General features: G+C 64.1%; 21 protein-coding genes. 12 read left to right on the top strand and 9 right to left on the bottom strand.

What is annotated here, in order from left to right; genetic code table 11:
- Window positions 1-85: 85 nt before the first annotated feature.
- The 5 genes from ACUCV0_RS02090 to ACUCV0_RS02070 all read right to left on the bottom strand — a co-directional run bounded on the left by ACUCV0_RS02090 (window position 86) and on the right by ACUCV0_RS02070 (window position 6,595).
- Window positions 86-592, bottom strand: coding sequence for a GNAT family N-acetyltransferase (locus ACUCV0_RS02090; RefSeq protein WP_059314183.1), 507 nt, complete (start codon window positions 590-592; stop codon window positions 86-88).
- Window positions 593-684: 92 nt separating this feature from the next.
- A complete protein-coding gene (locus ACUCV0_RS02085) occupies window positions 685-3,087 on the bottom strand; it encodes a TonB-dependent siderophore receptor (protein WP_482211884.1) in 2,403 nt (800 codons plus the stop codon).
- 421 nt (window positions 3,088-3,508) lie between these two features.
- On the bottom strand, window positions 3,509-5,512 hold the full coding sequence (locus ACUCV0_RS02080) for a CHASE2 domain-containing protein (protein ID WP_482211883.1): 2,004 nt from the start codon (window positions 5,510-5,512) through the stop codon (window positions 3,509-3,511).
- 10 nt (window positions 5,513-5,522) lie between these two features.
- The gene (locus ACUCV0_RS02075) at window positions 5,523-6,152 is read right to left on the bottom strand and encodes an OmpA family protein (protein ID WP_482211882.1); all 630 of its coding nucleotides are present in this window, start codon (window positions 6,150-6,152) and stop codon (window positions 5,523-5,525) included.
- Window positions 6,149-6,595 carry a FecR family protein gene (locus ACUCV0_RS02070; RefSeq protein ID WP_059316842.1) on the bottom strand — a complete coding sequence of 149 codons (447 nt, stop codon included), beginning with the start codon at window positions 6,593-6,595 and terminating at the stop codon, window positions 6,149-6,151. The genes ACUCV0_RS02075 and ACUCV0_RS02070 overlap by 4 nt, the downstream gene beginning before the upstream one ends.
- Before the next feature lie 256 nt (window positions 6,596-6,851).
- Between ACUCV0_RS02070 and ACUCV0_RS02065 the strand changes: the two genes are divergently transcribed.
- Window positions 6,852-7,418 carry a histidine phosphatase family protein gene (locus tag ACUCV0_RS02065; RefSeq protein WP_482211881.1) on the top strand — a complete coding sequence of 189 codons (567 nt, stop codon included), beginning with the start codon at window positions 6,852-6,854 and terminating at the stop codon, window positions 7,416-7,418.
- A gap of 53 nt (window positions 7,419-7,471) precedes the next feature.
- On the opposite strand, the gene ACUCV0_RS02060 is transcribed toward ACUCV0_RS02065, so the two are convergent.
- Entirely contained in the window at window positions 7,472-8,281 is an 810-nt protein-coding gene (locus tag ACUCV0_RS02060; RefSeq protein ID WP_454252691.1) for an inositol monophosphatase family protein, read from the bottom strand.
- A gap of 311 nt (window positions 8,282-8,592) precedes the next feature.
- Here ACUCV0_RS02060 and ACUCV0_RS02055 point away from each other — a divergent pair, with 311 nt between their 5' ends.
- The 9 genes from ACUCV0_RS02055 to xylB all read left to right on the top strand — a co-directional run bounded on the left by ACUCV0_RS02055 (window position 8,593) and on the right by xylB (window position 17,643).
- Complete coding sequence (locus ACUCV0_RS02055; RefSeq protein ID WP_482211880.1) at window positions 8,593-9,033, top strand: hypothetical protein; 441 nt, start codon at window positions 8,593-8,595, stop codon at window positions 9,031-9,033.
- Window positions 9,034-9,185: 152 nt separating this feature from the next.
- Window positions 9,186-9,431 carry a hypothetical protein gene (locus tag ACUCV0_RS02050; protein WP_059314176.1) on the top strand — a complete coding sequence of 82 codons (246 nt, stop codon included), beginning with the start codon at window positions 9,186-9,188 and terminating at the stop codon, window positions 9,429-9,431.
- Window positions 9,432-9,573: 142 nt separating this feature from the next.
- Entirely contained in the window at window positions 9,574-9,888 is a 315-nt protein-coding gene (locus ACUCV0_RS02045) for a hypothetical protein (protein WP_059314175.1), read from the top strand.
- Window positions 9,889-10,158: 270 nt separating this feature from the next.
- Entirely contained in the window at window positions 10,159-11,430 is a 1,272-nt protein-coding gene (locus tag ACUCV0_RS02040) for an ABC transporter substrate-binding protein (protein ID WP_423815078.1), read from the top strand.
- Window positions 11,431-11,552: 122 nt separating this feature from the next.
- Complete coding sequence (locus ACUCV0_RS02035; RefSeq protein WP_271654311.1) at window positions 11,553-12,485, top strand: carbohydrate ABC transporter permease; 933 nt, start codon at window positions 11,553-11,555, stop codon at window positions 12,483-12,485.
- Between the two features lie 10 nt (window positions 12,486-12,495).
- The gene (locus ACUCV0_RS02030; protein WP_059314172.1) at window positions 12,496-13,329 is read left to right on the top strand and encodes a carbohydrate ABC transporter permease; all 834 of its coding nucleotides are present in this window, start codon (window positions 12,496-12,498) and stop codon (window positions 13,327-13,329) included.
- 157 nt (window positions 13,330-13,486) lie between these two features.
- Window positions 13,487-14,584: an ABC transporter ATP-binding protein gene (locus tag ACUCV0_RS02025; protein WP_482211879.1), complete on the top strand. Its 1,098-nt coding sequence runs from the start codon at window positions 13,487-13,489 to the stop codon at window positions 14,582-14,584.
- Between the two features lie 64 nt (window positions 14,585-14,648).
- Window positions 14,649-16,124 carry a mannitol dehydrogenase family protein gene (locus ACUCV0_RS02020; protein WP_482211878.1) on the top strand — a complete coding sequence of 492 codons (1,476 nt, stop codon included), beginning with the start codon at window positions 14,649-14,651 and terminating at the stop codon, window positions 16,122-16,124.
- A 22-nt stretch (window positions 16,125-16,146) separates the two neighbouring features.
- Complete coding sequence (gene xylB, locus ACUCV0_RS02015; protein ID WP_482211877.1) at window positions 16,147-17,643, top strand: xylulokinase; 1,497 nt, start codon at window positions 16,147-16,149, stop codon at window positions 17,641-17,643.
- Window positions 17,644-17,789: 146 nt separating this feature from the next.
- Here xylB and ybaK read toward each other — a convergent pair whose 3' ends face one another.
- Window positions 17,790-18,260 (bottom strand): Cys-tRNA(Pro) deacylase, encoded by a 471-nt coding sequence (gene ybaK, locus ACUCV0_RS02010; RefSeq protein WP_482211876.1) that lies wholly within the window; start codon window positions 18,258-18,260, stop codon window positions 17,790-17,792.
- Window positions 18,257-19,321 (bottom strand): diguanylate cyclase, encoded by a 1,065-nt coding sequence (locus ACUCV0_RS02005; protein WP_482211875.1) that lies wholly within the window; start codon window positions 19,319-19,321, stop codon window positions 18,257-18,259. The genes ybaK and ACUCV0_RS02005 overlap by 4 nt, the downstream gene beginning before the upstream one ends.
- Before the next feature lie 223 nt (window positions 19,322-19,544).
- Between ACUCV0_RS02005 and ACUCV0_RS02000 the strand changes: the two genes are divergently transcribed.
- Both ACUCV0_RS02000 and ACUCV0_RS01995 read left to right on the top strand, forming a co-directional pair.
- Window positions 19,545-19,982 carry an HPF/RaiA family ribosome-associated protein gene (locus tag ACUCV0_RS02000; RefSeq protein ID WP_017638924.1) on the top strand — a complete coding sequence of 146 codons (438 nt, stop codon included), beginning with the start codon at window positions 19,545-19,547 and terminating at the stop codon, window positions 19,980-19,982.
- 82 nt (window positions 19,983-20,064) lie between these two features.
- Complete coding sequence (locus tag ACUCV0_RS01995) at window positions 20,065-21,123, top strand: oxidoreductase (RefSeq protein ID WP_482211874.1); 1,059 nt, start codon at window positions 20,065-20,067, stop codon at window positions 21,121-21,123.
- On the opposite strand, the gene ACUCV0_RS01990 is transcribed toward ACUCV0_RS01995, so the two are convergent.
- A complete protein-coding gene (locus ACUCV0_RS01990; protein WP_313648830.1) occupies window positions 21,117-22,151 on the bottom strand; it encodes an acyltransferase family protein in 1,035 nt (344 codons plus the stop codon). The two genes, ACUCV0_RS01995 and ACUCV0_RS01990, sit on opposite strands and share 7 nt — an antisense overlap.
- Window positions 22,152-22,275: the final 124 nt, after the last annotated feature.

The following is a 22,275-nucleotide window of genomic DNA, read 5'->3' as shown; positions in this document are numbered from 1 at the left end:
TGACAAGGCAGAGATTGTCCTACCCAGGCGCGCATGAAACAAACTCAGGTTTCTTGTGGCGAACTCAAGTTTTCCTCATACACCCTTAGGTGCCAGGTTTGAAACGCGCCATGCTGCAGACGTCGACGAATACCCCATCGCGTAGCGCATAGCGGCGCAAGAGACCTTCCTCTTCGAAACCCAGCTTGCGATACAACGCCAGCGCAGGCGCGTTGTCGCTGAAAACGGTCAACTCCACGCGCTGCAGATTCATCCAGTTGTCGGCGAGATCGAGCAGGGCCGTCAGCAGTTGAGTGCCTATGCCCTGCCCCTGGCAATCCCGGGCCACCCCCATGCCGAGGGCACCACAGTGCTGGCGGCGAATGCGCTGCTGCTGTTCGAGACTAGCACTGCCCACCACCCGCCCCTGCTGCAGGGCGACCAGCGCGACCCGTCCCTCGCGCTCGGCAGTCTGACGCTGCCGCCACTGCTCGGCGCTCTGATAGGGCAATTGCAGCACCTGCCGCGCCACGGCCGGATCGCCATAGAGGGCGGCCAGGCCCTCGGCGTGACGATCGGCATAGCGTTCCAGGTGTACGGTAGAGCTGGACATGGGCGGCACTCCTTCGCAGACGTCCGTAGCTTCGCCCAGGTCCGGGGGACTGGACAAGGGCGAAGCGTGAGCCTGCTAACGGAGTCGCGGGATCAGAGGGTCCACTTCAGGCTGAGCATGACGTTACGGGGATCGCCATAGGTGCCACTTCCGGTACCCGTCGGGATGCCCTGCCAGTATTTCTCGTCGAAGATGTTGTTGAAGTTGACCCGGCCATCCCAGTGCTCGTTGAAGCGGTAGCCGGCCATCAGACCCACCAGGGCATAGCTATCCTGCTTGGCCTCGCCGGTGCCAACGCGCTCGAAGGTCTCGCTCTGAGCCTGCAGATCGGCACCGATACGCCAGTTGCTCAGGCTACCCGTGAGTTGGTAGCTGGTGACGGCCTTGAACAGGTGCTTGGGCTGCTCGGGCGCGAAGCGGCGATCCTCGTAGGTGACATCCTTGGTGTATTGGCTAAGTACCAGGGTATAGGCTGCAGACGCCTGCCAGTTTGGCGTCAGTTGGCCGGAGATTTCCGCGTCGATACCGCGACTGCGGACCTCGCCCGCAGCGCTGTAACAGCTCTGCGCGGGGTAGCCAGGGCAGAAGGTGGCCTGATTGGCTGGCAGGTAGGCACGATTCTCCTGGATGGTGTCGAACAGCGCCATGGAGGCATTCAGCGCGCCATCGAAATAAGCACCCTTGAGACCGATCTCGTAGCTTTTGCCAGTCATGGGCTCCAGAACCGAACCCCCGGAGTTCTGCTCGCTTTGTGGCTTGAAGATCTCGGTATAGCTGGCATAGACCGAATAGGTGTCGTTTAGGTCGTAGATGATGCCGGCATAGGGCGTGACTTCGCGGGTGGCCTTGTAGTCGTTGTCGCTGTAAAGGTTGTCGAAGTCATACCAGCTGACTCGTCCCCCGACGATGACGTGCAGCGGGTCCACCGGATTGAAGCGCGCTGCCGCATACACCGCCTCTTCGGTGGTGGTGTTCTTGCTGGCATAGGGTGTCAGGCTGTCCTTGGCCGGCTTGGGGATGCTGCTGGGGCGGAAGTTGTAGATGTCCACCGGAGTAGCACCGGAATAGCCGCCACGCTGATAGAACTTATCCTGCCGCCGACTGATCCCGGCCATCAGTTCGTGCTCGCGACCCAGAAACTGGAAGGGCCCGCTCACCGAAGCATCAAGGTTGAGCTGATCGGAATCGGTGCGATAGGCGCCCGAAGCGGTACCAAAGTCACTCACCGAACTGTAGCTAAAGTCCGCGGCCGTGGACGTCAGGTAGTTGGAGTAGGTATCGGAATTCGCCCAGACCTGCTGCGCCGCCAGCTTGGCCTTCCAGCCGTTGTCGAAGGTGTGGGTGATGTCGGAGAACAGGGTGTAGTTGTCCTGATCCCAGTAGGCCCAATCACCGCTCAGGAAAGTAGAGCGCGACAGGTGCAGGTCCTCGCCATTGGGGCCGCTGGGCAGGCTGCCCCAGTCGGAGGTCTTGTCCTCACGCTGCTTGGACGCGCCGATGGTCCAGGTAGTGGAGTCGCTGAGATCCGCTTCGAGGACGCCATAGAAGGTCTGGCGCTTGCGCTCGCGCACGTCCTGGAAGCTGTGGCCGTCCTCGTAGGCAGCCACGGCGCGACCGCGCAGGGTGCCGGCTTCGTTGAGCTTGTTGGAGGCGTCGACCTCGGTACGGTAACGGTCCCAGCTGCCGGCGCTGGTGGTGACGCTGACCTGGGGGAAGGCGGTCGGGCGCTTGCGCACCAGGTTCAGGGTGGCCGAAGGATCGCCGGCGCCGGTCATCAGGCCGGTGGCGCCGCGGACCACCTCGACACGGTCGTAGATGGACAGATCGGCCGAGGACAGACTGTCGAGGGTGAAGGTCCCGGCCGTGGTGGGCAGGCCGTCGTACATGACGTTGTCGATGCGGAAGCCGCGGGAGAGGAATTCCTGGCGGTCGCCGCCGAACTTGCGCAGCGTTACGCCCGGGGCGTATCTGACCACATCATTGAGATCGGTCATGCCCTGGTCTTCCATGCGCTGCCGGGTGATGACGCTCACCGACTGGGGCGTCTCCCGGATCGACAGGGGCAGGCCGGTGGAGGTGCTCATGGCGCCGGTGGTGTAGGAGCGTGTCCCTTCGGTGGTCGTCCGGCCCGTCAGGGAGCCATCGTCCGCGCTGATGGTGGTGGCCTCCAGCGCCACGCTGCCGGCCGCCGCCTGGGTGGCCACCGGGGCGACGGTCGCGACCTTGCCGGTGACCGAAGCGGCCAGGCCGCTACCCGCCAGCAGGCGCTGCAGGGCGACATCCGGCTCTATCCGTCCCGACAGCGCCGGCGCGCGCTTGCCTACCAGGGCCGTGGCATCGTAGTTCACCTGAAGACCACTGGCGCGCGCGAAGCTCTGCAAAGCATCGGCCAGCGGCTGCGCCGGCTGGGACAGCGCCACAGGGGCGGCCTGGGCGAGGGTCGCTACGCCCAGGGACACGGAAAGCGCGAGAAGGCGGAGGGAGAAGAGCTGCATGTCGTTGGTCGTCCTCTAGAGAAACACCGACCCGTCCGTACCCCACGTAAGGACTCGCTGGAGGCTTTCCAGGGACCGGTATCCAGTGCCGTCTTGCGCGGCGGGACGCAGGCTATGCAACCTGGAAGCATCTGTAAATGCAAATTAATATCATAAGCGAACGCAAATCCATGCCTTTCATGGAGCAACCGCTCAAGCACAGCCCTTTCGAGCCCTTGGCCTTCCATCGCCTGCCGATAAGTAATTTCAAGAGAATGTTTCGTCAGGTGTAACAGGTGCCCAATGTCAGCAGAGCTCGGTATCTGGAAGGATCGCATTGCTCCAGATTGGAGGACGCGACAGGGCGGGCGGGGCTATCAAGGTGCAGTTGGATCCCACCATCCGTTCCGGACTGACATGGGCCATGCCTCCTTGTCGCGCCCTATCCCCAGACCAGGCGCTTTGAACCTCCGGCGCCTTCGTCGTGAAAGCGCTGGGCGATGGCCAGGATCTGCGGTTCGATGGCCAGAAAGGCATCCAGCACTTCGGGATCGAAGGTGGTGCCACGCATCTCACGCATCATCCGCAGCGACTCCTCATGGCTGAAGGGCTCCTTGTAGCAGCGGCGGCTGATCAGGGCGTCGTAGATATCCGCTACCGCCATGATCCGCCCCGCCAAGGGGATGGTGGTGCCGGCCAGTCCATTGGGATAGCCGCTGCCATCCCATTTCTCATGATGGGTGCTGGCGATCTCGGCGGCCAAGGCGAGGAAGTTGTCCTCCTCCAGGTGGCTCGCGGTGTTGAGGATGATCTGGCGCCCGAATTCGGCATGCCGCTGCATCACCTGCATTTCTTCCGGCGTCAAGCGACCAGGCTTGAGCAGGATGGCGTCCGGCACGCCGACCTTGCCGATGTCGTGCAGGGGTGCGGACAGGAACAGCAGCTGGATGTAATCCGGTGTGAGCAGCTCTGGTGCCTGACCGGTGCGCCGCATGTGCTCGGCGATGGCGCGGACATAGTGCTGGGTACGCTTGATATGGGCCCCGGTTTCAGGATCCCGGGTCTCGGCCACCGCCGCCATGGACTCGATGGTGATCTGACGCGAACGTTCCAGTTGCCGCCGCCAACGCTCCTCATGACGCCGTGCCAGGATGCTGCGGGTCACCAGCGCCAGGCCCGACAGCACCAGCACCAGCAGCAAGGGCGCCGCCAAGGGCACGAAGATGCTGAGACGCACGAACAACCAGGCGCTGAGCAGTTGCGGAACCGCGATCAAGGCCACCGCCAGCAGGAGGAACAGGCGCTGACTGCGGTTGAAGAAAAAGCCTACGGACAACAGCAGGCCGCTCGCCAGACACAACAGCAACTGCAGCACACCGGCGAATTGCGGAACCCGCACCAGGGCCTCGTCCAGCAGATCCTGGGCCAGGGCCGCCTGCAGCCTTACGCCGGAAAAGATCTTGCCCAACGCCGTGGTATGCAGGTCATTGAAACCCGCAGCCGTGACGCCGACGAACACCACCTTGCCCTTGAGCATGGCGGGCGCCACCGCCCCTTGCAGCACGGCCAGTGCCGAGACCTCCGGATAGTGCTGGGCACCGGCATGTAGACGCAACAGCGCCCGACCCTCGCGGTCGAGCGGCAGCCGGTGATCGCCCAGGCGCAGCGTCGGGCCGGCGAGTCCGTCTTCGATCACCCCCTGGGTAAGCCCCAGGGCGCGCATGCTGGCTGCGAGCGCCAGACTGGGATGCACGATGCCCTGATGACTCAGCAACAGGGGCACCCGCCGCAGGATACCGTCGCTGTCCCGCTGGCTATTGATGAAGCCGCTGAAGCGCGTCTGGTCGGCGATGGGAGCGACGCTGCTCAGGGCCCCACTCGCCTCGGGCAGCCTGAGCGCGTCCAGCGCGCCCGTGAAGCCAACGCCCGGCCGCAAGCCGCTCAGCTGAGGCGTTGGCAGGCCGAGAAAGAAGAAGCGCGCACCGACGGCGCCCGTCTGGCCCATGACATAGCCGAGATAGCCGTCGTTGTCCTGCAACTCCGGCGGAACCCCGGAGAAATTCAGTTCCACGCCGAAGTCGTTCTCGAAGCTCCGCTGCAGCGCCTTGAGCGATGTCCGATCCGGCTCGCTGAACAGCACATCGACGGCGATGGCCGCCGGCTGCGCCTCGGCGATGCGGGAGAGCAACTCCGCTACCCGGTAGCGTGGCCAGGGCCACTGCCCCAGCGCGGCAAGGCTGGCCTCATCGATGCTGACTACCTGGACGGCCTTGGCGTCTTCATCGTCGGCCGAAAACCGGCTGAGCTGATCGTAGAGGATACGATCGAGGTACTGCAGCGGCGCCAGTTGCAGCAAGGCGCCCAGACCGAAGGCCAGCGATAGTCCCAGGCTGACCAGGAACATCCAGGGCGCTCGACGCCGCAGCGCGGTAGTGACAGCTTTCATGCGCCAGACTCTAGAGAATCAGGATTTCGGCGCGTCGGTTGCGCGGTTCGGATTTGCCGGCGCGCGCCGGTACCAGGGGAACCGTGTCGCCAAAGAACTCGACATTGACGCGCAGCTTGGGATCGAGCCGTTGCAGCAGACCGGCGACTTTACGCGCACGCTGGGCCGAGAGATCGAGGTTGTAGGACGGTGCACCCGAACCATCCGCATGGCCGAATACCGAGATTTCGGTCGGCAGCCGTTCGCGCGCAGTCTCCAGCACCTGAGGCAGGAGCGCCTTGGATTGGGGAGTGAGCTCCATGCTGTCGGAAAGGAAGTTGAGCACGAAGGTCTTGGGTGGCGAAGGCTGGGCCGCCAGGATCTGCTGATTCTGCTGCGTGAAGGTCGGCTGATCCACTAGCTGGGAAGCGGTAGGCGCTTGACCGGGCCGGGCCACGGTGACCTCGGCAAAGCCCTGGTCGATGGCCTGCCGGCCGGCAGAACTGGTGACCGAAACGGCGCCGACATGGCCGTCCTCATCGGGCATCAGTACCACACGGGTCTGGGGTGGACTGGCGCAGCCAGCCAGGAACAACAGGGCGCACAGCAGCAGGCTCGACAGCGCGCGACCGGAGGTCAGGCAAGCGCGGCCGCCCCTCATTGCGCCTGCACCAGAAAACGGGTGCCCCGCACGCCGATGGTGGCGGACGGCGTTTCGATCTTCACCGAGCCAGGCGAGACCTTGCCGATCTTGCCGGAAGAGTAGATCGCCGAGCCCTTGTTCAAATAGACCGAAAAGCCGTAGCGGCTGCTCTTGGGTTCGAACAGATAGTCACGCAACTGCACGTCCGCACCGCTGCCCAGGGTCAGCAGGGTACCGTCGAGAAAGACGATGGCTGCGGTGGACTCCGGACCCGTCTGCAGCCGATCGGCCACCTGCAACGTGGTACCGGCCTGGGCCTCCAGAATGGTCGCCTGGCGCAGTACCTTGACGCTGCCCGCGACACTCTTGATCAGGGCCACATGGCTGTCATCGGCAGCGGCCCAAGGAGATCCCAGCAGCTGCAAGCCAAGCAGGCCCAGGGCGAATATTATTTTTTTCATCATTTCCCGGTCCGTGGATGAGAGACCTAGTGTGGTAGCTGCGCACGATCAGAGGCTGGCGAGCCAGTTCAAATCGCCAGGCACGCAGTGGAGTTCAATCTAGAGTCGTGAACTCAATCACCTTCTACCAGATAAACAAGCCAGGCGGCACCGCAAGCAGGGCAAGTGGCACTTGGCTATCACTCATCGCTCAAGGTGTAGCGGGACGAACGACCACGGCAGCGGTCTAGTGACCATCGTTTCCAGGTCATCCTTCATGCACATCATTCTGGTCCGTCACGGCAAACCCGATCTTTCCAGCAAAGCCCACTGCACACCGCGAGAAATGAAGGACTGGGTGGCGCGCTACCAAAAGGCGCCGGTACCCGCGGGCCAGGAACCCGAGGAGACGCGGCGGCTGGCGCAAGCGGCGGGCTACGTGGTCAGCAGCCCTTCGAGCCGCTGCATACGCTCCCTTGAATACCTGATGGGACGAACCGGGAGTCCGGTGGACGACGTCTACGCCGAAGCTCATCTGCCGTATCTGGAAGTGGATACGCCGCGGCTGCCGGTCAAGGCCTGGCGCCTGCTGTTCAGGTCGGCCTGGTTCCTGGGCTTCGCCGCCCACACCGAATCCATCCGCCGCTCGTCAGTACGGGCCGCCCAGGCGGCCGACCGCCTGATCGACCTGGCCGAACGCCACGGCTCGGTACTGCTGCTGGGGCATGGCATCATGAACGTGCTGATCGCCTGGCAATTACGCAAGCGCGGCTGGCGCGGCCCCCTGCATCTGCTGCTCAAGGACTACTGGAAGCCGAGCCTCTATCGCAAGGGAGACCGCTGACACCGGGCGAACCGCGGCATGGCTGCGCGCGAATGGGAAACACACGGCCTCGCTCAGCCATCCAGCGACGGGCCCACCAGCGCGGCGAGCTGGTCATAGACGCCGGGCGCGGCCACCAGCAGCGGGTTGCCATTGACCAGACCGTCGTTGCGCAGAAAGGCGTTGTGACGGCCGCCGGCTTCCTGGATCAGTACCAGGCCCGCCAGGCAGTCCCAGCCATGGATCAGGGTTTCGTAGTAGCCAATCAGGCGACCGGCCGCGACATAGGCGGTCATCAGCGCGCCGGACCCATTGCGAAAGAACTGCCCGCCTTCGGCCAGCAACCCGGTCACGAAGGGCAGGAAATGCTCCTTGCCGCGTCTGTGCGTCGTACCCAGGCCGGTCAGCCCCTGACGCACCGCCGTAGCCGAGTGGACGCGCAACGGCTGGCCGTTGACGAAGGCACCATGGCCGCGCAGGCCATGGAAGAGTTCGTCGTGGTTCGGGTCCATGATGGCACCGAGCAGTGGTTCACCCTGGTGCATCAGGCCGATGGACACACACCAGTTGTGCAGCCCATTGAGAAAGGGTGCGGTGCCGTCGATGGGGTCGATGACCCAGAGGTAGGCCGCGGCCAGATCGGTGGCGCCGCCCTCTTCACCCAGCAGGCCATCCTCCGGGAAACGCTCGCTCAGCCGCTGGCGGATGAGGTCCTCCAGCGTTTTGTCGGCAATGCTGACCACATCCTGCAGGTCATCGCCCTTGTGATCCACCTGCAGCGCACCACGCTGGCGATAGAACTCGAGCCCGACCTGGGCCGCTTCCCGGGCGATGTCCTGAACGGCGCGGTAGCGTTCGGCGATGGCGGGATCGATGCTGGTCATGGGATTTTCCTGTGGCAAGGTAAGGGCGTCAGGGTGCCAGCTCGGGCAGCGGAAAAGAATACTATCGAGCCTTCCGCACACCGTCTCGCGCCAGGATGACCGGTTCCAGGCGCGATGACGCCGCCTCAATATCAGCAGGCCAGCGGACAGTGCCAAAGGTAGGACTAGTAGCCATGGTCATTGGCATGTCATCTCGCTGTTGCAGGCTGTCGGGTAATGGCAGTCGATACGGTGAAATGTGCAAGCGGACCGCACCAAATCCGCTGGCCGCCGTCAGAACATTCAAGCGCTCGATGTACCGGGAGGACGCCATGACCGCACACACTTCGCCATTCCACGGCAATGGTCAGCTGCAACAGTTGCGGCGACTGATCCCCAGGCAACATTTCGAAGGTCTGGAGCGACATCTGGAACTGTTGTCGACCGAATTCCCGCTGTTCGATCACCCGCCTCTGGTCATCCACTGCACGATCGCCGAGACCCTGGAAAACCTCGGTATCCGGGCGTTCCAGTGGCAAGGCATCTGCGACATGCCCCAGCGCATGGCGCTGGGTAGTGCGCTGATGGGCGAAGGTTTCATGGCTCAATCCAGTACGCCCGAATACACCCTCTATCTCAACGCCCGGGGTGAAAAGGTCCTGCTGCGTCAGGAAACGTCGGCTAGCCAGACGCTGGTCAGTCTGGTGTCGGATTGTCCGCCGCTATTCAGCTACCTGGCCGCCAAACACAGTGAAGCGGTACCCGTGACCTGAAGCGATCTCCAGCGCGCCGCCAGTGACGTGAACCACTGGCGACTCCGATGGCGAACGTGATCACATTTGCGCATTAACGTCTAACTAATGGGGAACCAAATCGGCGTTGGAATGGTAGATTCGCGCTTCGGATCTACCAGGAGACCCAAGGAATGGGACGTCGTATTCTGGCCAGCTTCATCGCTACCTTTGCCGCCCTCAATGCTGGGGCTGCCTCCCTCCCCGCCATGCCGCCGCTCAAGCTGGCAGATCTCACTCTCGAAAGCTCGTCCGTCCCAGCCACTGCCCTGCCTGCTGGTACCCAGGCGCGGACGCGAGATAGCCGGCAACCTGCCGACAGCGCACGTTGGTTGAACGAACGCCAGCCGCTGGTCCGAGAGCAACGCTGGGTGTTCTAGGCCATTCGATTGAGCCCGACGGACGGTTTCTATTTCGTATGCTTTTTATTCCCAGCAAGGGAATGAATAGCTATTTTCCAGGTCCGTCTGGTTCTACGGGCAACTCATTCGTCTGCCCTTTTGACCTGCATGCGGAGCCGTCATGAAACGCCTGTCCTTTCTCTTGTTCGCCGCGCTGACGGCATGCAGTTCTGCGCCCGTCTCTCCGCCGCCAGATCCGTCGCTGTTCGGTGGTCACACCCAGGACCAGCTCAAGCAAAGCTTCGGCTCGCCGCAACGGGTTGCCCAGCTGGATCACCTGGTGGTCTACGAATACCGCAATCTGCGCGCGCCAGGTAGTACGACCCCTGTCTACTCCTTTCTCCTCGAAAACGAGCGGGTGATCGAATCTACCCCGGGAACCTTGCAGCTCTATCGCGAGGACGGCATCACCAAGGTGCGAGCGGAAAGCCTCTAGCTAGACCGCGCAAGTCCGGAACGGAGCAAAGAACCGCCTCGAATCGACATGCAAAAAAGTACAGCTTTTGGTGTCTTCCAGCATTTGTTTCCCGGGCGGCAACGGGCTGTAATCCATCCGTGGCTTCCGCTGCAAGGGCCGTCATAGCGGGCTGCGTGGTGGGTTACAACAACAAGAACAGCGTCTGCTGCAGTGGCACAGAACGCGGAGTGCAAGATGAAAACAACACCAAAAGCGCTTTTATTGTCCGCTGTCACCCTCTCTGCCGGCATGGCGTTCTCGCTGTCTCTTCAAGCCGCCGAGACGGTTACCATCGCCACCGTCAACAACAGCGACATGATCCGCATGCAGCGGCTGTCGAAGACCTTCGAAGAACAGCATCCCGACATCAAGCTCAACTGGGTCGTCCTCGAAGAAAACGTCCTGCGTCAGCGCCTGACCACCGATATCGCCACCCAGGGTGGTCAATTCGATGTGCTCACCATCGGCATGTACGAAACCGGTCTCTGGGGCGCCCAGAACTGGTTGGAGCCGATGAAGGATCTGCCCGCCAACTACGACCTGGAAGACCTCTTCCCGTCGGTTCGCGAAGGCCTGTCGGTCAAGGGCACCCTCTATGCCCTGCCCTTCTACGCCGAAAGCTCCATCACCTACTACCGCAAGGATCTGTTCCAGCAGGCCGGCCTTACCATGCCCGAGCAGCCGACCTGGACCCAGATCGCCGAATTCGCCGGCAAGCTGAACAAGCCGGACAAGGACCAGTATGGCCTCTGCCTGAGAGGCAAGGCTGGCTGGGGTGAGAACATGGCCCTGATCACCACCATGGCCAACGCCTTTGGCGCTCGCTGGTTCGATGAAAAGTGGCAGCCGGAATTCACCGGTCCGGAGTGGACCGCGGCCGCCAACTACTATGTCGACAACATGAAGAAGTACGGCCCGCCCGGGGCGTCCAGTAACGGCTTCAACGAAAACCTGGCGCTGTTCAACAGCGGCAAGTGCGCCATCTGGGTCGATGCCAGCGTCGCCGGCTCCTTCACCATGGACAAGAGCCAGAGCAAGGTAGCGGACAGCGTCGGCTTCGCCGCCTCGCCGCGCGAGGTCACCGACAAGGGTTCGTCCTGGCTGTACGCCTGGTCGCTGGGTATCCCGGCCACCTCCAAGCACAAGGACGCGGCCAAGACCTTCGTGACCTGGGCCACCTCCAAGGATTACGGCAAGCTGGTCGCGGACAAGGACGGTATCGCCAACGTGCCACCGGGTACCCGCAAGTCCACCTACAGCGAGGCCTACCTGGCAGCGGCGCCTTTCGCCAAGGTCTCCTTGGACATGCTGCAACACGCCGACCCGGCCCATCCCTCGGCCAAGCCGGTGCCCTATGTCGGCATCCAGTACGTGACCATTCCCGAGTTCCAGGCCATCGGCACCTCGGTCGGCAAGCTGTTCGCCGCAGCCCTGACTGGGCAGATGCCGGTGCAGCAGGCCCTGCAGGCGGCCCAGCAGTCCACCGCCCGGGAAATGAAGCGCGCCGGTTATCCCAAGTAGCGCTGGATACCGGGGTCCGCATTCAGCGGACCCCGGCCTAGCGGCTTTTCCTGCCTGATCCGTCGCTGGCGTCGCGAGACGCCAGGGATTCGTCACGGCCTCCTGCCTTGCGGAGCATCGCCATGCAGACCTCCACGCTCAAGACGCCCGCCGTCGATACCCCCACCGCTCCAGCCCGTCGTCAACGCCGCCGTGCCGGTCCCGGCTGGTTCCTGATCAGTCCGTCGGTGGCCCTGCTGCTGGTGTGGATGCTGGTGCCCCTGGGCATGACCATCTGGTTCTCGCTGATCCGCTACAACCTGCTCTATCCGGGCGAGCACGCCTTCGTCGGACTGGAGAACTTCGAATACTTCGTCACCGATGCCGGCTTCTGGCCCGGCATGACCAACACCCTGCTGCTGGTGGGCAGCGTGCTGCTGATCAGCGTGGTCTTCGGCGTGCTGATCTCGGCGCTGCTGGAGGCCAGCGAGTTCTTCGGACGCGGCATCGTCCGGGTCCTGCTGATCTCGCCCTTCTTCATCATGCCCACGGTCAGCGCCCTGATCTGGAAGAACCTGATCTTCCATCCGGTCTCCGGCATTCTCGCGGCGATCTGGAAGCTGTTCGGGGCCACCCCGGTGGACTGGCTGGCCACTCACCCACTGCTGTCGATCATCCTGATCGTCTCCTGGCAGTGGCTGCCCTTCGCCATTCTCATCCTGATGACCGCCATGCAGTCGCTGGACCAGGAACAGAAGGAAGCGGCCCGCCTCGACGGTGCCGGTCCGGTCGCCATCTTCTGGCACCTGACCCTGCCGCACCTGGCCCGGCCGATCGCCGTGGTGGTGATGATCGAGACCATCTTCCTGCTGTCGGTGTTCGCCGAGATCTACACCACCACTAGCGGCGGCCCGGGCTTCGCCTCCACCAACCTGGCCTACCTGATCTACAACCAGGCCCTGCTGCAGTTCGACGTTGGCCTGGCTTCCGCCGGCGGCCTGATCGCCGTGCTCATCGCCAACATCGCCGCCATCATCCTGGTGCGGATGCTTGGCAAGAACCTGACCCAACAGTGAGGACCCCGACATGCTGACGCTCAAGCAATCCCGGCGCCTGCAGAGCCTGCTGCTGGGCCTGCTCGCCTGGCTGGTGGCACTGGTGCTGTTCTTCCCGATCTTCTGGATGGTGCTGACCAGCTTCAAGACCGAGATCGACGCCTTCGCCACGCCGCCGCAGTTCTTCTTCATGCCCACGCTGGAGAACTACCTGACCATCCAGGCACGCAGCGACTACTTCCACTTCGCGCTGAATTCGGTGGTGATCTCCTTTGGCGCCACCCTGCTGAGTCTGTTGCTGGCGCTGCCGGCGGCCTATTCCATGGCTTTCCACGAGACCAAGAACACCCAGCGCCTGCTCCTGTGGATGCTCTCTACCAAGATGCTGCCGGCGGTCGGGGTACTGGTACCCATCTACCTGTTGGCCAAGCAGTTCGAGCTGCTCGACAGCCGGCTGTTGCTGATCGCCATCTACACCCTGATCAACCTGCCGATCGTGGTCTGGATGGTCTATACCTACTTCAAGGACATACCCAAGGACATCCTCGAGGCGGCACGCCTGGATGGCGCCACCACCTACCAGGAAATCGTCCGGGTGCTGCTGCCGATCAGCAAGGGCGGCATCGCCTCCACCATGCTGCTGTCGCTGATCCTGTGCTGGAACGAGGCCTTCTGGTCGCTCAACCTGACCTCGTCCAATGCCGCGCCGCTGACCGCCCTGATCGCCTCCTACTCCAGTCCCCAGGGGCTGTTCTGGGCCAAGCTGTCCGCCGTCTCGACGCTGGCCTGCGCCCCCATCCTGATCTTCGGCTGGATCAGCCAGAAACAACTGGTGCGCGGCCTGTCCTTCGGCGCCGTGAAATGAGCCGTCGCTGCGCTACTGCGCCTGCCGATCCGGCGTCGGAAGCTCGCTCGAAATGCTCATTTACCCGCGTAAACTGCGCTTTCTCGCGACCTTCCTCCTTGTCTCGCCTTCGCTCGCGACGCGCGGCGACGGCTCAAATAACAAGAGGATTCCTGTCATGGCCAATCTGAAAATCCGCAGCCTGCGCAAGGGCTTCGACTCGCTGGAAATCATCAAGGGTGTGGACCTGGACATCAACGACCGCGAATTCGTGGTCTTCGTCGGGCCCTCGGGTTGCGGCAAGTCCACCCTGCTGCGCCTCATCGCCGGGCTGGAAGAGGTCACCAGCGGTACCCTGGAGCTGGACGGGCGCGACATCACCGAGGTCTCGCCGGCCAAGCGCGACCTGGCGATGGTGTTCCAGACCTATGCCCTCTATCCGCACATGAGCGTACGCAAGAATCTCTCCTTCGCCCTGGACCTGGCCAAGGTCGACAAGCAGGAAGTGGAGCGCAAGGTCAGCGACGCGGCGCGCATCCTCGAACTGACGCCTCTGCTGGAGCGCAAGCCGCGCCAGCTCTCCGGCGGTCAGCGCCAGCGGGTGGCCATCGGCCGCGCCATCGTCCGCCAGCCGAAGATCTTCCTGTTCGACGAGCCGCTGTCCAACCTGGACGCCGCCTTGCGCGTGCAGATGCGCCTGGAATTGGCACGGCTGCATCAGGAGCTGCAGGCCACCATGATCTACGTGACCCACGACCAGGTGGAGGCCATGACCCTCGCCACCAAGGTGGTGGTACTCAATGGCGGGCGGGTCGAGCAGGTCGGCTCGCCGCTGGAGCTCTATCACCATCCGGCCAATCTCTTCGTCGCCGGCTTTCTCGGCACGCCGAAGATGGCCTTTCTCAAGGGCCAGGTGGTGACCACCGATGCTCAGGGCGTCGAGGTGGCGCTGGCCGCGGGACCGCGCATGCGACTGCCACGCCAGGGCGCCGGGCTCGCGGTCGGCAGTCCGGTGACCCTGGGCATTCGTCCGGAACACCTGCGGCTGGCCGCCGACGGCCAGCTGCCGGTGATCACCGACGTGGCCGAGCGACTGGGCAGCGACACCTATTGCCACATGGTCACCGAGGCCGAAGAGCCACTGACCGTGCGGGTACCCGGCGACTGCGCCGTGGCCTATGGCGAACGGCAGCGCCTGGCGCTGGACGTCGAGTTCTGCCACCTGTTCGACGAACAGGGCCGCGCCGTGGCGCCACTGCTGCGCCAGGCCGCCTGATCTCCCCTTCTCTCCTGGTCATGGCCGACCATGACCAGGGGCGCCTTCTGCCAGGATCCCTCTCATGAAACTCAATCGCCAGAATCTCGACCAGCTTCCCGCACACATCGCCAAGCCCGCCTACGCCGCCTGCCAGCTGCGCCAGGGCATCGTCCATATCGGTGTCGGTGGCTTCCACCGGGCGCACCAGGCCATCTACACCGAAGCCCTGCTCAACCAGGGCCGCAACCTGGACTGGAGCATCTGCGGCGTCGGGCTGCGCGCCGAAGACCGTGCCATGCGCGACGCCCTGGCCGGCCAGGACTATCTCTACACCCAGGTGGTGCTGGCCGACGAACCGGACACCGAGGTGCGCGTCGTCGGCGCCATCAGCGGCATGCTGCTGGCCGAGGAAGGGACCCAGACCCTGATCGACAAGCTGGCCCATCCCAGTACCCGCATCGTCTCCCTCACCATTACCGAGGGCGGCTACTGCATGGATGACAGCACCGGCGAATTCAACTTCAAGCTGCCGCTGATCCAGCACGACCTGCAGCATCCCGGTGATCCGCGCAGCGTCTTCGGCTTCCTGCTGGCGGCCCTGGCCAAGCGCCGCGCCGAGGGCACCGGCCCCTTCACCGTGATGTCCTGTGACAACCTTCCGCACAACGGCCAGGTCACCCGCAAGGCCCTGCTGGCCTATGCCGCGCTGGTGGACGAAGACCTGCACGGCTGGATCGCCGAGCAGGTCAGCTTCCCCAATGCCATGGTCGATCGCATCACCCCCATGACCAGTGCCGCCCATCGCGAGGCCCTGCTGGCCGAACACGGCGTCGAGGACGCCTGGCCCGTGGTCTGCGAGCCCTTCCTGCAGTGGGTGCTGGAAGACAGCTTCGTCGCCGGTCGTCCGGCCTGGGAGGACGTCGGCGTGCAGTTCACCGATGACGTCACCCCCTATGAAGAGATGAAGATCAAGTTGCTCAACGGCAGCCATCTGGCGCTGACCTACCTGGGCTTCCTCAAGGGCTATCGCTTCGTCCACGAGACCATGGCCGATCCGCTGTTCGTACGCTACATCCGCACCTACATGGACGAGGACGTGACGCCCCAGCTGGCACCGGTACCCGGCATCGACCTGGACCAGTACAAGGACACCCTGATCGAGCGCTTCTCCAACCGCGCCATCGCCGACCAGCTGGAGCGGGTCTGCTCCGATGGTTCCTCGAAGTTTCCCAAGTTCACCGTGCCGACCATCAATCGCCTGATCGAGGACGACCAAGCCATGGATCGCGCGGCGTTGGTGGTAGCTGCCTGGGCGGTCTATCTGCGCGGTGTGGACGAGACCGGCGCGACCTATCGCATCCCCGATCCACGGGCCAACTACTGCGAGGAGCTGGTGCAGGATCAGAAGAATCTCACCGAACGCCTGCTGGGCGCCGAGGAAATCTTCGGCAAGCACATCCCGAAATCCGCCGCCTTCGTTGCCGCCTTCGAACGACAGCTGTACAACTTGCGGACCCATGGGGTCAGCGCCACCCTGCAGACCCTGCTCGGCGACTAATAACGACAAGGAGCGGCCAGGCATGAAGTTTCTCGGGATCGACTGCGGCACCCAGGGCACCAAGGCGGTGATCCTGGATGTCGAGCGCGGGGTAGTACTGGGCGAAGGCAGTGCGCCTCACCCCTTGACCGAAGGCGCCAATGGCCGCCGCGAACAGAATCCGGCGGACTGGATCCGGGCACTGGTGGCCGCCACCCGCGCGGCCCTGGCTCAAGCCGGCAGCGATGGCCAGGACATTCTTGGCGTCGGTGTGTCCGGCCAGCAGCATGGTCTGGTGCTGCTCGACGACAGCGGCAAGGTGCTGCGTCCGGCCAAACTCTGGTGCGACACCGAGTCCACCCCGGAAAACGAGCGGCTGCTGGAACACCTCGGCGGCGTGGAAGGGTCCATCGAGCGCCTGGGCCTGGCCATCGCGCCGGGCTATACCGTCTCCAAGCTGCTCTGGACCCAGGAGCAGCACCCGGAGGTGTTCGACCAGATCGCCCGGGTGCTGCTGCCCCACGATTACCTGAACTTCTGGCTGACCGGTCGCGCCGTGGCGGAATACGGCGATGCCTCGGGCACCGGCTATTTCAACGTACGAACGCGCCAATACGACCTGGAACTGCTGCGCCATATCGACCCCAGCGGTCGTCTGGAACGTGCCCTGCCGGAGCTGATCGAGGCCGACCAGCCGGTCGGTCGCCTACGGCCGGAGGTCGCCAGCCAGCTGGGCATCAATTCCCAGGCGCTGGTCTCCAGTGGCGGCGGCGACAACATGATGGGCGCCCTGGGCACCGGCAACAGCCGTGCCGGCCAGATCACCCTGAGCCTGGGTACCTCGGGCACCCTCTATGGCTACTCCGACGAACCGCGTATCAGCGATCATCCGGCGGTGGCGGGCTTCTGCTCGTCCAACGGCGGCTGGCTGCCGCTGATCTGCACCATGAACCTGACCAATGCCAGCGGCCAGATCCGCGAACTGCTCGGGCTGGATCTGGCCGAATTCACTCGCCTGGTGGCGGAATCGCCCATCGGGGCCGAGGGGGTGCTGATGCTGCCCTTCCTCAATGGCGAACGGGTACCGGCGCTACCGACGGCGACCGCCAGCCTGCACGGCCTCACCGCCACCAACCTGACCCGCGCCAACCTGTGCCGGGCGGTGGTCGAGGGTGTCAGCTTCGCCCTGAGATATGGCTTCGATCTGCTACGCGACCTGGGTATGCCCGGTGACACCCTGAGACTCATCGGCGGTGGTGCCAAGAGCCCGGTGTGGCGGCAGCTGATCGCCGACCTGATGAACACCCCGGTGGTCTGCCCGGTCCACGGCGAAGCCGCGGCCCTGGGCGGCGCCCTGCAGGCCGCCTGGTGCTGGAGTCGGGAACAGGGCCGCCCGGAGTCGCTGGACAGCCTTACCGAGCGCTGCGTGCACCTGGACCCGGCCAGCCGCGCCGAACCGGATCCTGCCCGGGTCGCCGAGTACGAAGCGGCCTACCAGCGCTATCGGCAGCAGTTACGTGAGAGCTACGGGATAGCCTAGCGGACGAATGGGGTGAGAAACGCCAGGCGATTTTTCACCCCATCGAGACTCAGGGCGTAGGTTGGGCTGAGCACAGTGAAGCCCAACAAAACACAGCTGACCCTTTACATCGTTGGGCTTCGCTGCGCTCAGCACCAACCTACGTCTCAGGCCTTGCCGATCGGCACGAAGGGGGCGTCCAGCAGTCGAGCGAGGTCCGCCGGTGCCAGGGCAACTTCCAACCCGCGACGCCCTGCGCTGACATGAATGTTGGCCAATTCCGCCGCGGACTCGTCGATGAAGGTACGCAGCCGCTTCTTTTGCCCCAGCGGGCTGATCCCGCCCACCAGGTAGCCGGTGCTGCGCTGGGCCTGATCAGGCTTGGCCATCTCCAGCTTCTTCACCCCCGCGGCCTGGGCCAGGGCCTTGAGGTCCAGGGTACCGGCGACCGGCACGATGGCCACCAGCAGCTCGTGCTTTTCGCTCACGGTCAACAGGGTCTTGAATACCGTTGCCGCCGCCAGGCCGAGCTTCTCGACGGCTTCCAGACCATAGGACGCGGCCTTGGGGTCATGGTGGTAGCTCAGCACCTCGTGAGGCACCTGGCTTTTCTTGAGCAGTTCTATCGCTGGGGTCATGCCAGCACTCCTTGGGGGTCGGCCACCTCCGCCCGACCGCGACCCTGGGCCTTGGCCCGATAGAGGGCGAAGTCGGCCGCCTGCAGCCAGTGGGCCACGTCATCGTAGGCCCGGTCGAAGCCGGCGATGCCGCAGCTCATGCCGACGCGTACGTGCTGGCGCTCACCGGGGCCACCCGCCTGCATCTCCTGCAAACGCTCCTGCAGGCGGCGAATTAGATCCAAGGCTCGCTCGGGCGAGGTATCGGGCAACAGGATACCGAATTCATCGCCGCCGAAACGACCGGCGAGATCACTGGTGCGGATCGTCCGCGCCAGCAGACTGGAAAACTGACGGAGCACCTCGTCGCCCGCCTGATGGCCAAAGCGGTCGTTGACCAGCTTGAAGTTGTCCAGGTCGATCATCACCAGGCTGGCATCGGCGCCACTGCGCTTGCAGCGGGCGAATTCACGCTGCAGCAGCTGATCCCAATGCGTTCGGTTGTGCAGGCCGGTCATGCCGTCCTGCTTGCTGATCAGCTCCAGCTCCTGCTTGCGCCGCGACAGCTGCTGCGCCAGGCGAAAGCTCACCAGCCCCAGGGCCCAGGGATAGGCAATGATCATCGGCAGGCAGGCATAGATCTGCGCTGTCGAGGTCTGGATGGCGACCGGGTGGCGCAGCACGACCAGGCCGATGAGGATGCCGGCCAACTGCGCGAGCAGGCCGCGGCGCCAGAACACCAGGCCACCGGCGCCCAGCATGTTGAGGCTGGTCATGGCGAGCAGGGTCACGCTGGGCAGGAGGTTGAAGCCCATGCTCGCCACCCAGAAGCCCGCCGAGCCACAATCCAGCAACAGGTTGCTCAACTCGGCGCGATAGGGATCCTGGGCGCGGACGGCGCGCAGATAGGCCAGCGGCGACCACAGCAGCGCATTGGCCAGCAGCAGGATCCACAGGCCGACGGATACCGGCTGGGTGATCTGGACCGAGACGATGCAGCTCAGGCTGAGCAACAGGCCAACCGCCCGGGGCAGCCAAAGCCGCCGGGCGAAACTATGGCCACGCGTGAGCGCATCTGGCATTGGCGATCCCCACTGCGACGGACGATGAAAGATCGCGCATTATCAGTGGATGAGGGCAAAACGCCAGCGACCCGCGACCTGAACGTCGTTTACCGATAGCTACGACGCGCCTAGACACTGCCAGAAGGAAACATCGGGTGACACGAGCACCAGACGAACAGCCTTGAACCTCGGCCTGACCGGCCTCATCCAATGGTCAGGCCCGTCAAAAAGAGGAAGCCGCATGCAAGTTCAAGTCAACAGTGACCACAACATCGAAGGCAGCGCCGGTTTGCAGAATTGGGTGACGTCCGTGGTGGAAGATCGCCTGGATCGTTTCGACGAACTCCTGACCCGCGTCGAGGTGCACCTCAACGACGAAAACGCCGGCAAGTCCGGTGCCCAGGACAAGCGCTGCCAGATGGAAGCGCGCATCAAGGGCCATCAACCCCTCTCGGTCACCCACAAGGCCGAGTCCCTCGACCTGGCAGTGGATGGCGCAGCGGACAAGTTGCTGCGAGCCATCACCCACCTGTCTGGCAAATTGGAGAAGAAGCGCCTTTCCGGCGGCGAACTCAATGACCCCCTTGCCCTGGAGGATTCCGAAGAGTTTAAGGATTCCTTGCGGCAGGACGAATTCCTTGAACGGGAGCAACTGGCTCACGATCACGAGTTGAAGTAAGACAACCTCTGGCTTCAGCATACAACCGGGGCCGCTCATCGAGCGGCCCCGGTCTTTTTCAGCCCGGCAAAAAGGATGCTCCATGCCTTCTCCTCTTCGCGTCGCCCTGATCGGCTATGGTTTCGTCGGTCAGACCTTCCACGGCCCACTGCTGCGTTCGATCCCAGGCCTTGCGCTGGAACTGGTGGCCTCGCGGGACGCCGAGCGTGTGCACGCCGACCTGCCCGAGGTACGGGTGACGGCGGATTACCTGGCCGCCGTGCAGGATCCGGCCATCGACCTGGTGGTCATCGCCTCCCCCAACCAGACCCATGCGCCCCTCGCCAGCGCCGCTTTGGCGGCGGGCAAGCACGTGGTGGTCGACAAGCCCTTTACCGTCACCCTCGCCGAAGCGCGGCAGCTGTCCCAGGAAGCCGACCAGGCCGGGCGGTTGCTGTCGGTGTTCCAGAATCGGCGCTGGGACAGTGATTTCCTCGGATTGCAGGAGGTACTCGCCAGTGGAGCTCTGGGTGAATTGACCAGCCTGGAGTCCCGGATCGAACGCTTTCGTCCCGAGGTGCGAAACCGCTGGCGAGAGGCGGATCTGCCCGGCAGTGGCCTCTGGTTCGACCTAGGTCCCCACCTGCTGGATCAGGCACTCTGCCTGTTCGGTCTGCCGCAGCGCCTGCAGGCGAATCTGGTACAGCAACGACCCGGCGCCCTTACCGATGACTGGTTCCAGGTGCAACTGGACTACGGCGCCCGCCAAGTGACCCTGAGAGCCGGCATGCTGGCCGCCGGTGGCGTACCCCGTTTCCTTGCCCAGGGCACTGGGGGCAGCTGGATCAAGGCAGGCGCGGATCGCCAGGAAGATGCCCTCAAGGCAGGCGTTCGTCCGGGTGGACCCGAGTGGGGTCAGGATCCCGATCCAGGTTGGCTGATCGGCGCCGACGGCGTGCGCCGGGCGCTGCCCACGCCTGCCGGCGATCATCGGCGCTATTACCTGGCGCTGGTCGAGGCCCTTGCCGGGCGTGCGGCCAATCCCGTATCACCCGCTCAGGCCTGCGCCCTCATGGCCTTGCTGGAGACCGCGCAACGCTCCGCGGCGGAAGGCCGGGCCCTGGAACCCGAACTGACCGCGCCCGAACGCACCGCCTACTGACTGGCCACCCATTGTGGACGCCGTCCCGCCAGGCGCTCACCCAGCTGGCGCAGGGTGCGGGACAGGCGACGCTCGATCCACTCATAGCTGGCCCAGGCCAGCAGCAGGATCACCGGCAGGCAGACCGCCAGGGTCTGGTAGGGGTTGAAGCCCCACTGCTGGTGCAGCCAGTAGTCGCCCAGCCAGAGCACGATGACGTGTACCAGGTAGACCGAATAGGACCAATCCCCCAGCGCCTTGCACAGGCGTGAACCGGCAAACCAGGGCTCCAGGATCACGCAGGCGCCAACCAGCACCGCGCTGGGCACGCCCCAGGTGAGCAGGCGCCAGGGGTGGTCGGCCGGGAAGCTCACCAGGCAGGTGAGAGCCGCCAGTGCAGCCAGCAGCGCCAGTGGCTTGGGCCCTTGCAAGGCACCGCGCCGATAGAGCGCGGCCAGGCCCACGCCGAGCAGAAATTCGAAGATGATCGGATTGCGATAGAAGCTGCTGACGAAAGACTCACGGGCCAGCACCAGGCTGACCAGGATCACCAGCAGGCTGACCACGCCGATGCGCCAGCGCTCGGCCACGCCAAAGGACAGCGCGAAGAGCAGATAGAACAGCATCTCGAAATTGAGCGTCCAGCCTACCGGCAGGATCGGATAGTGGCCGAAACCGGCCGGATTCTCGCTTGGGATGAAGAACAACGAGAGCAGCAGTTCACGCGCGGCGACCCCGTAGATCGGCATGACGTCGCTGGCCAGGTAGAGGATCAGCGCGGTCACCGCGGTGTACAGCCAGTAGGCCGGGACGATGCGGGCGATGCGATGCCAGAGGAAGGTGCTGCGCTTGAGCGGTCGTCCTGCGGTGGACAGGTAGATCACGAAGCCGCTGAGCACGAAGAAGATGTCGACTCCGACCTGCCCACGCGTGGAAAGCAAGTGGCCGCCAAGACTGTCGGCGTGGAAATCGAAGAACACCTGCATGAAGTGATGAAAGACCACCAGCCAGGCAGCCAGGGCCCTGAGAGCCTGCAATGAAACCAGCATTGTAAAACCTGTCCCTCCTCGTCCCGCCAGGCACGACCCAGCGCCGCGCCGTCATTGTGGACGGCATGGGCTGGCCGGGCGTTCCCGGGAGAAGGCTGGATTGCGCCGGATCACAGGCTGAACG

This window comes from Pseudomonas sp. VMV1 (assembly GCF_056790235.1).
This window is presented reverse-complemented; position numbering and strand designations above follow the sequence as displayed.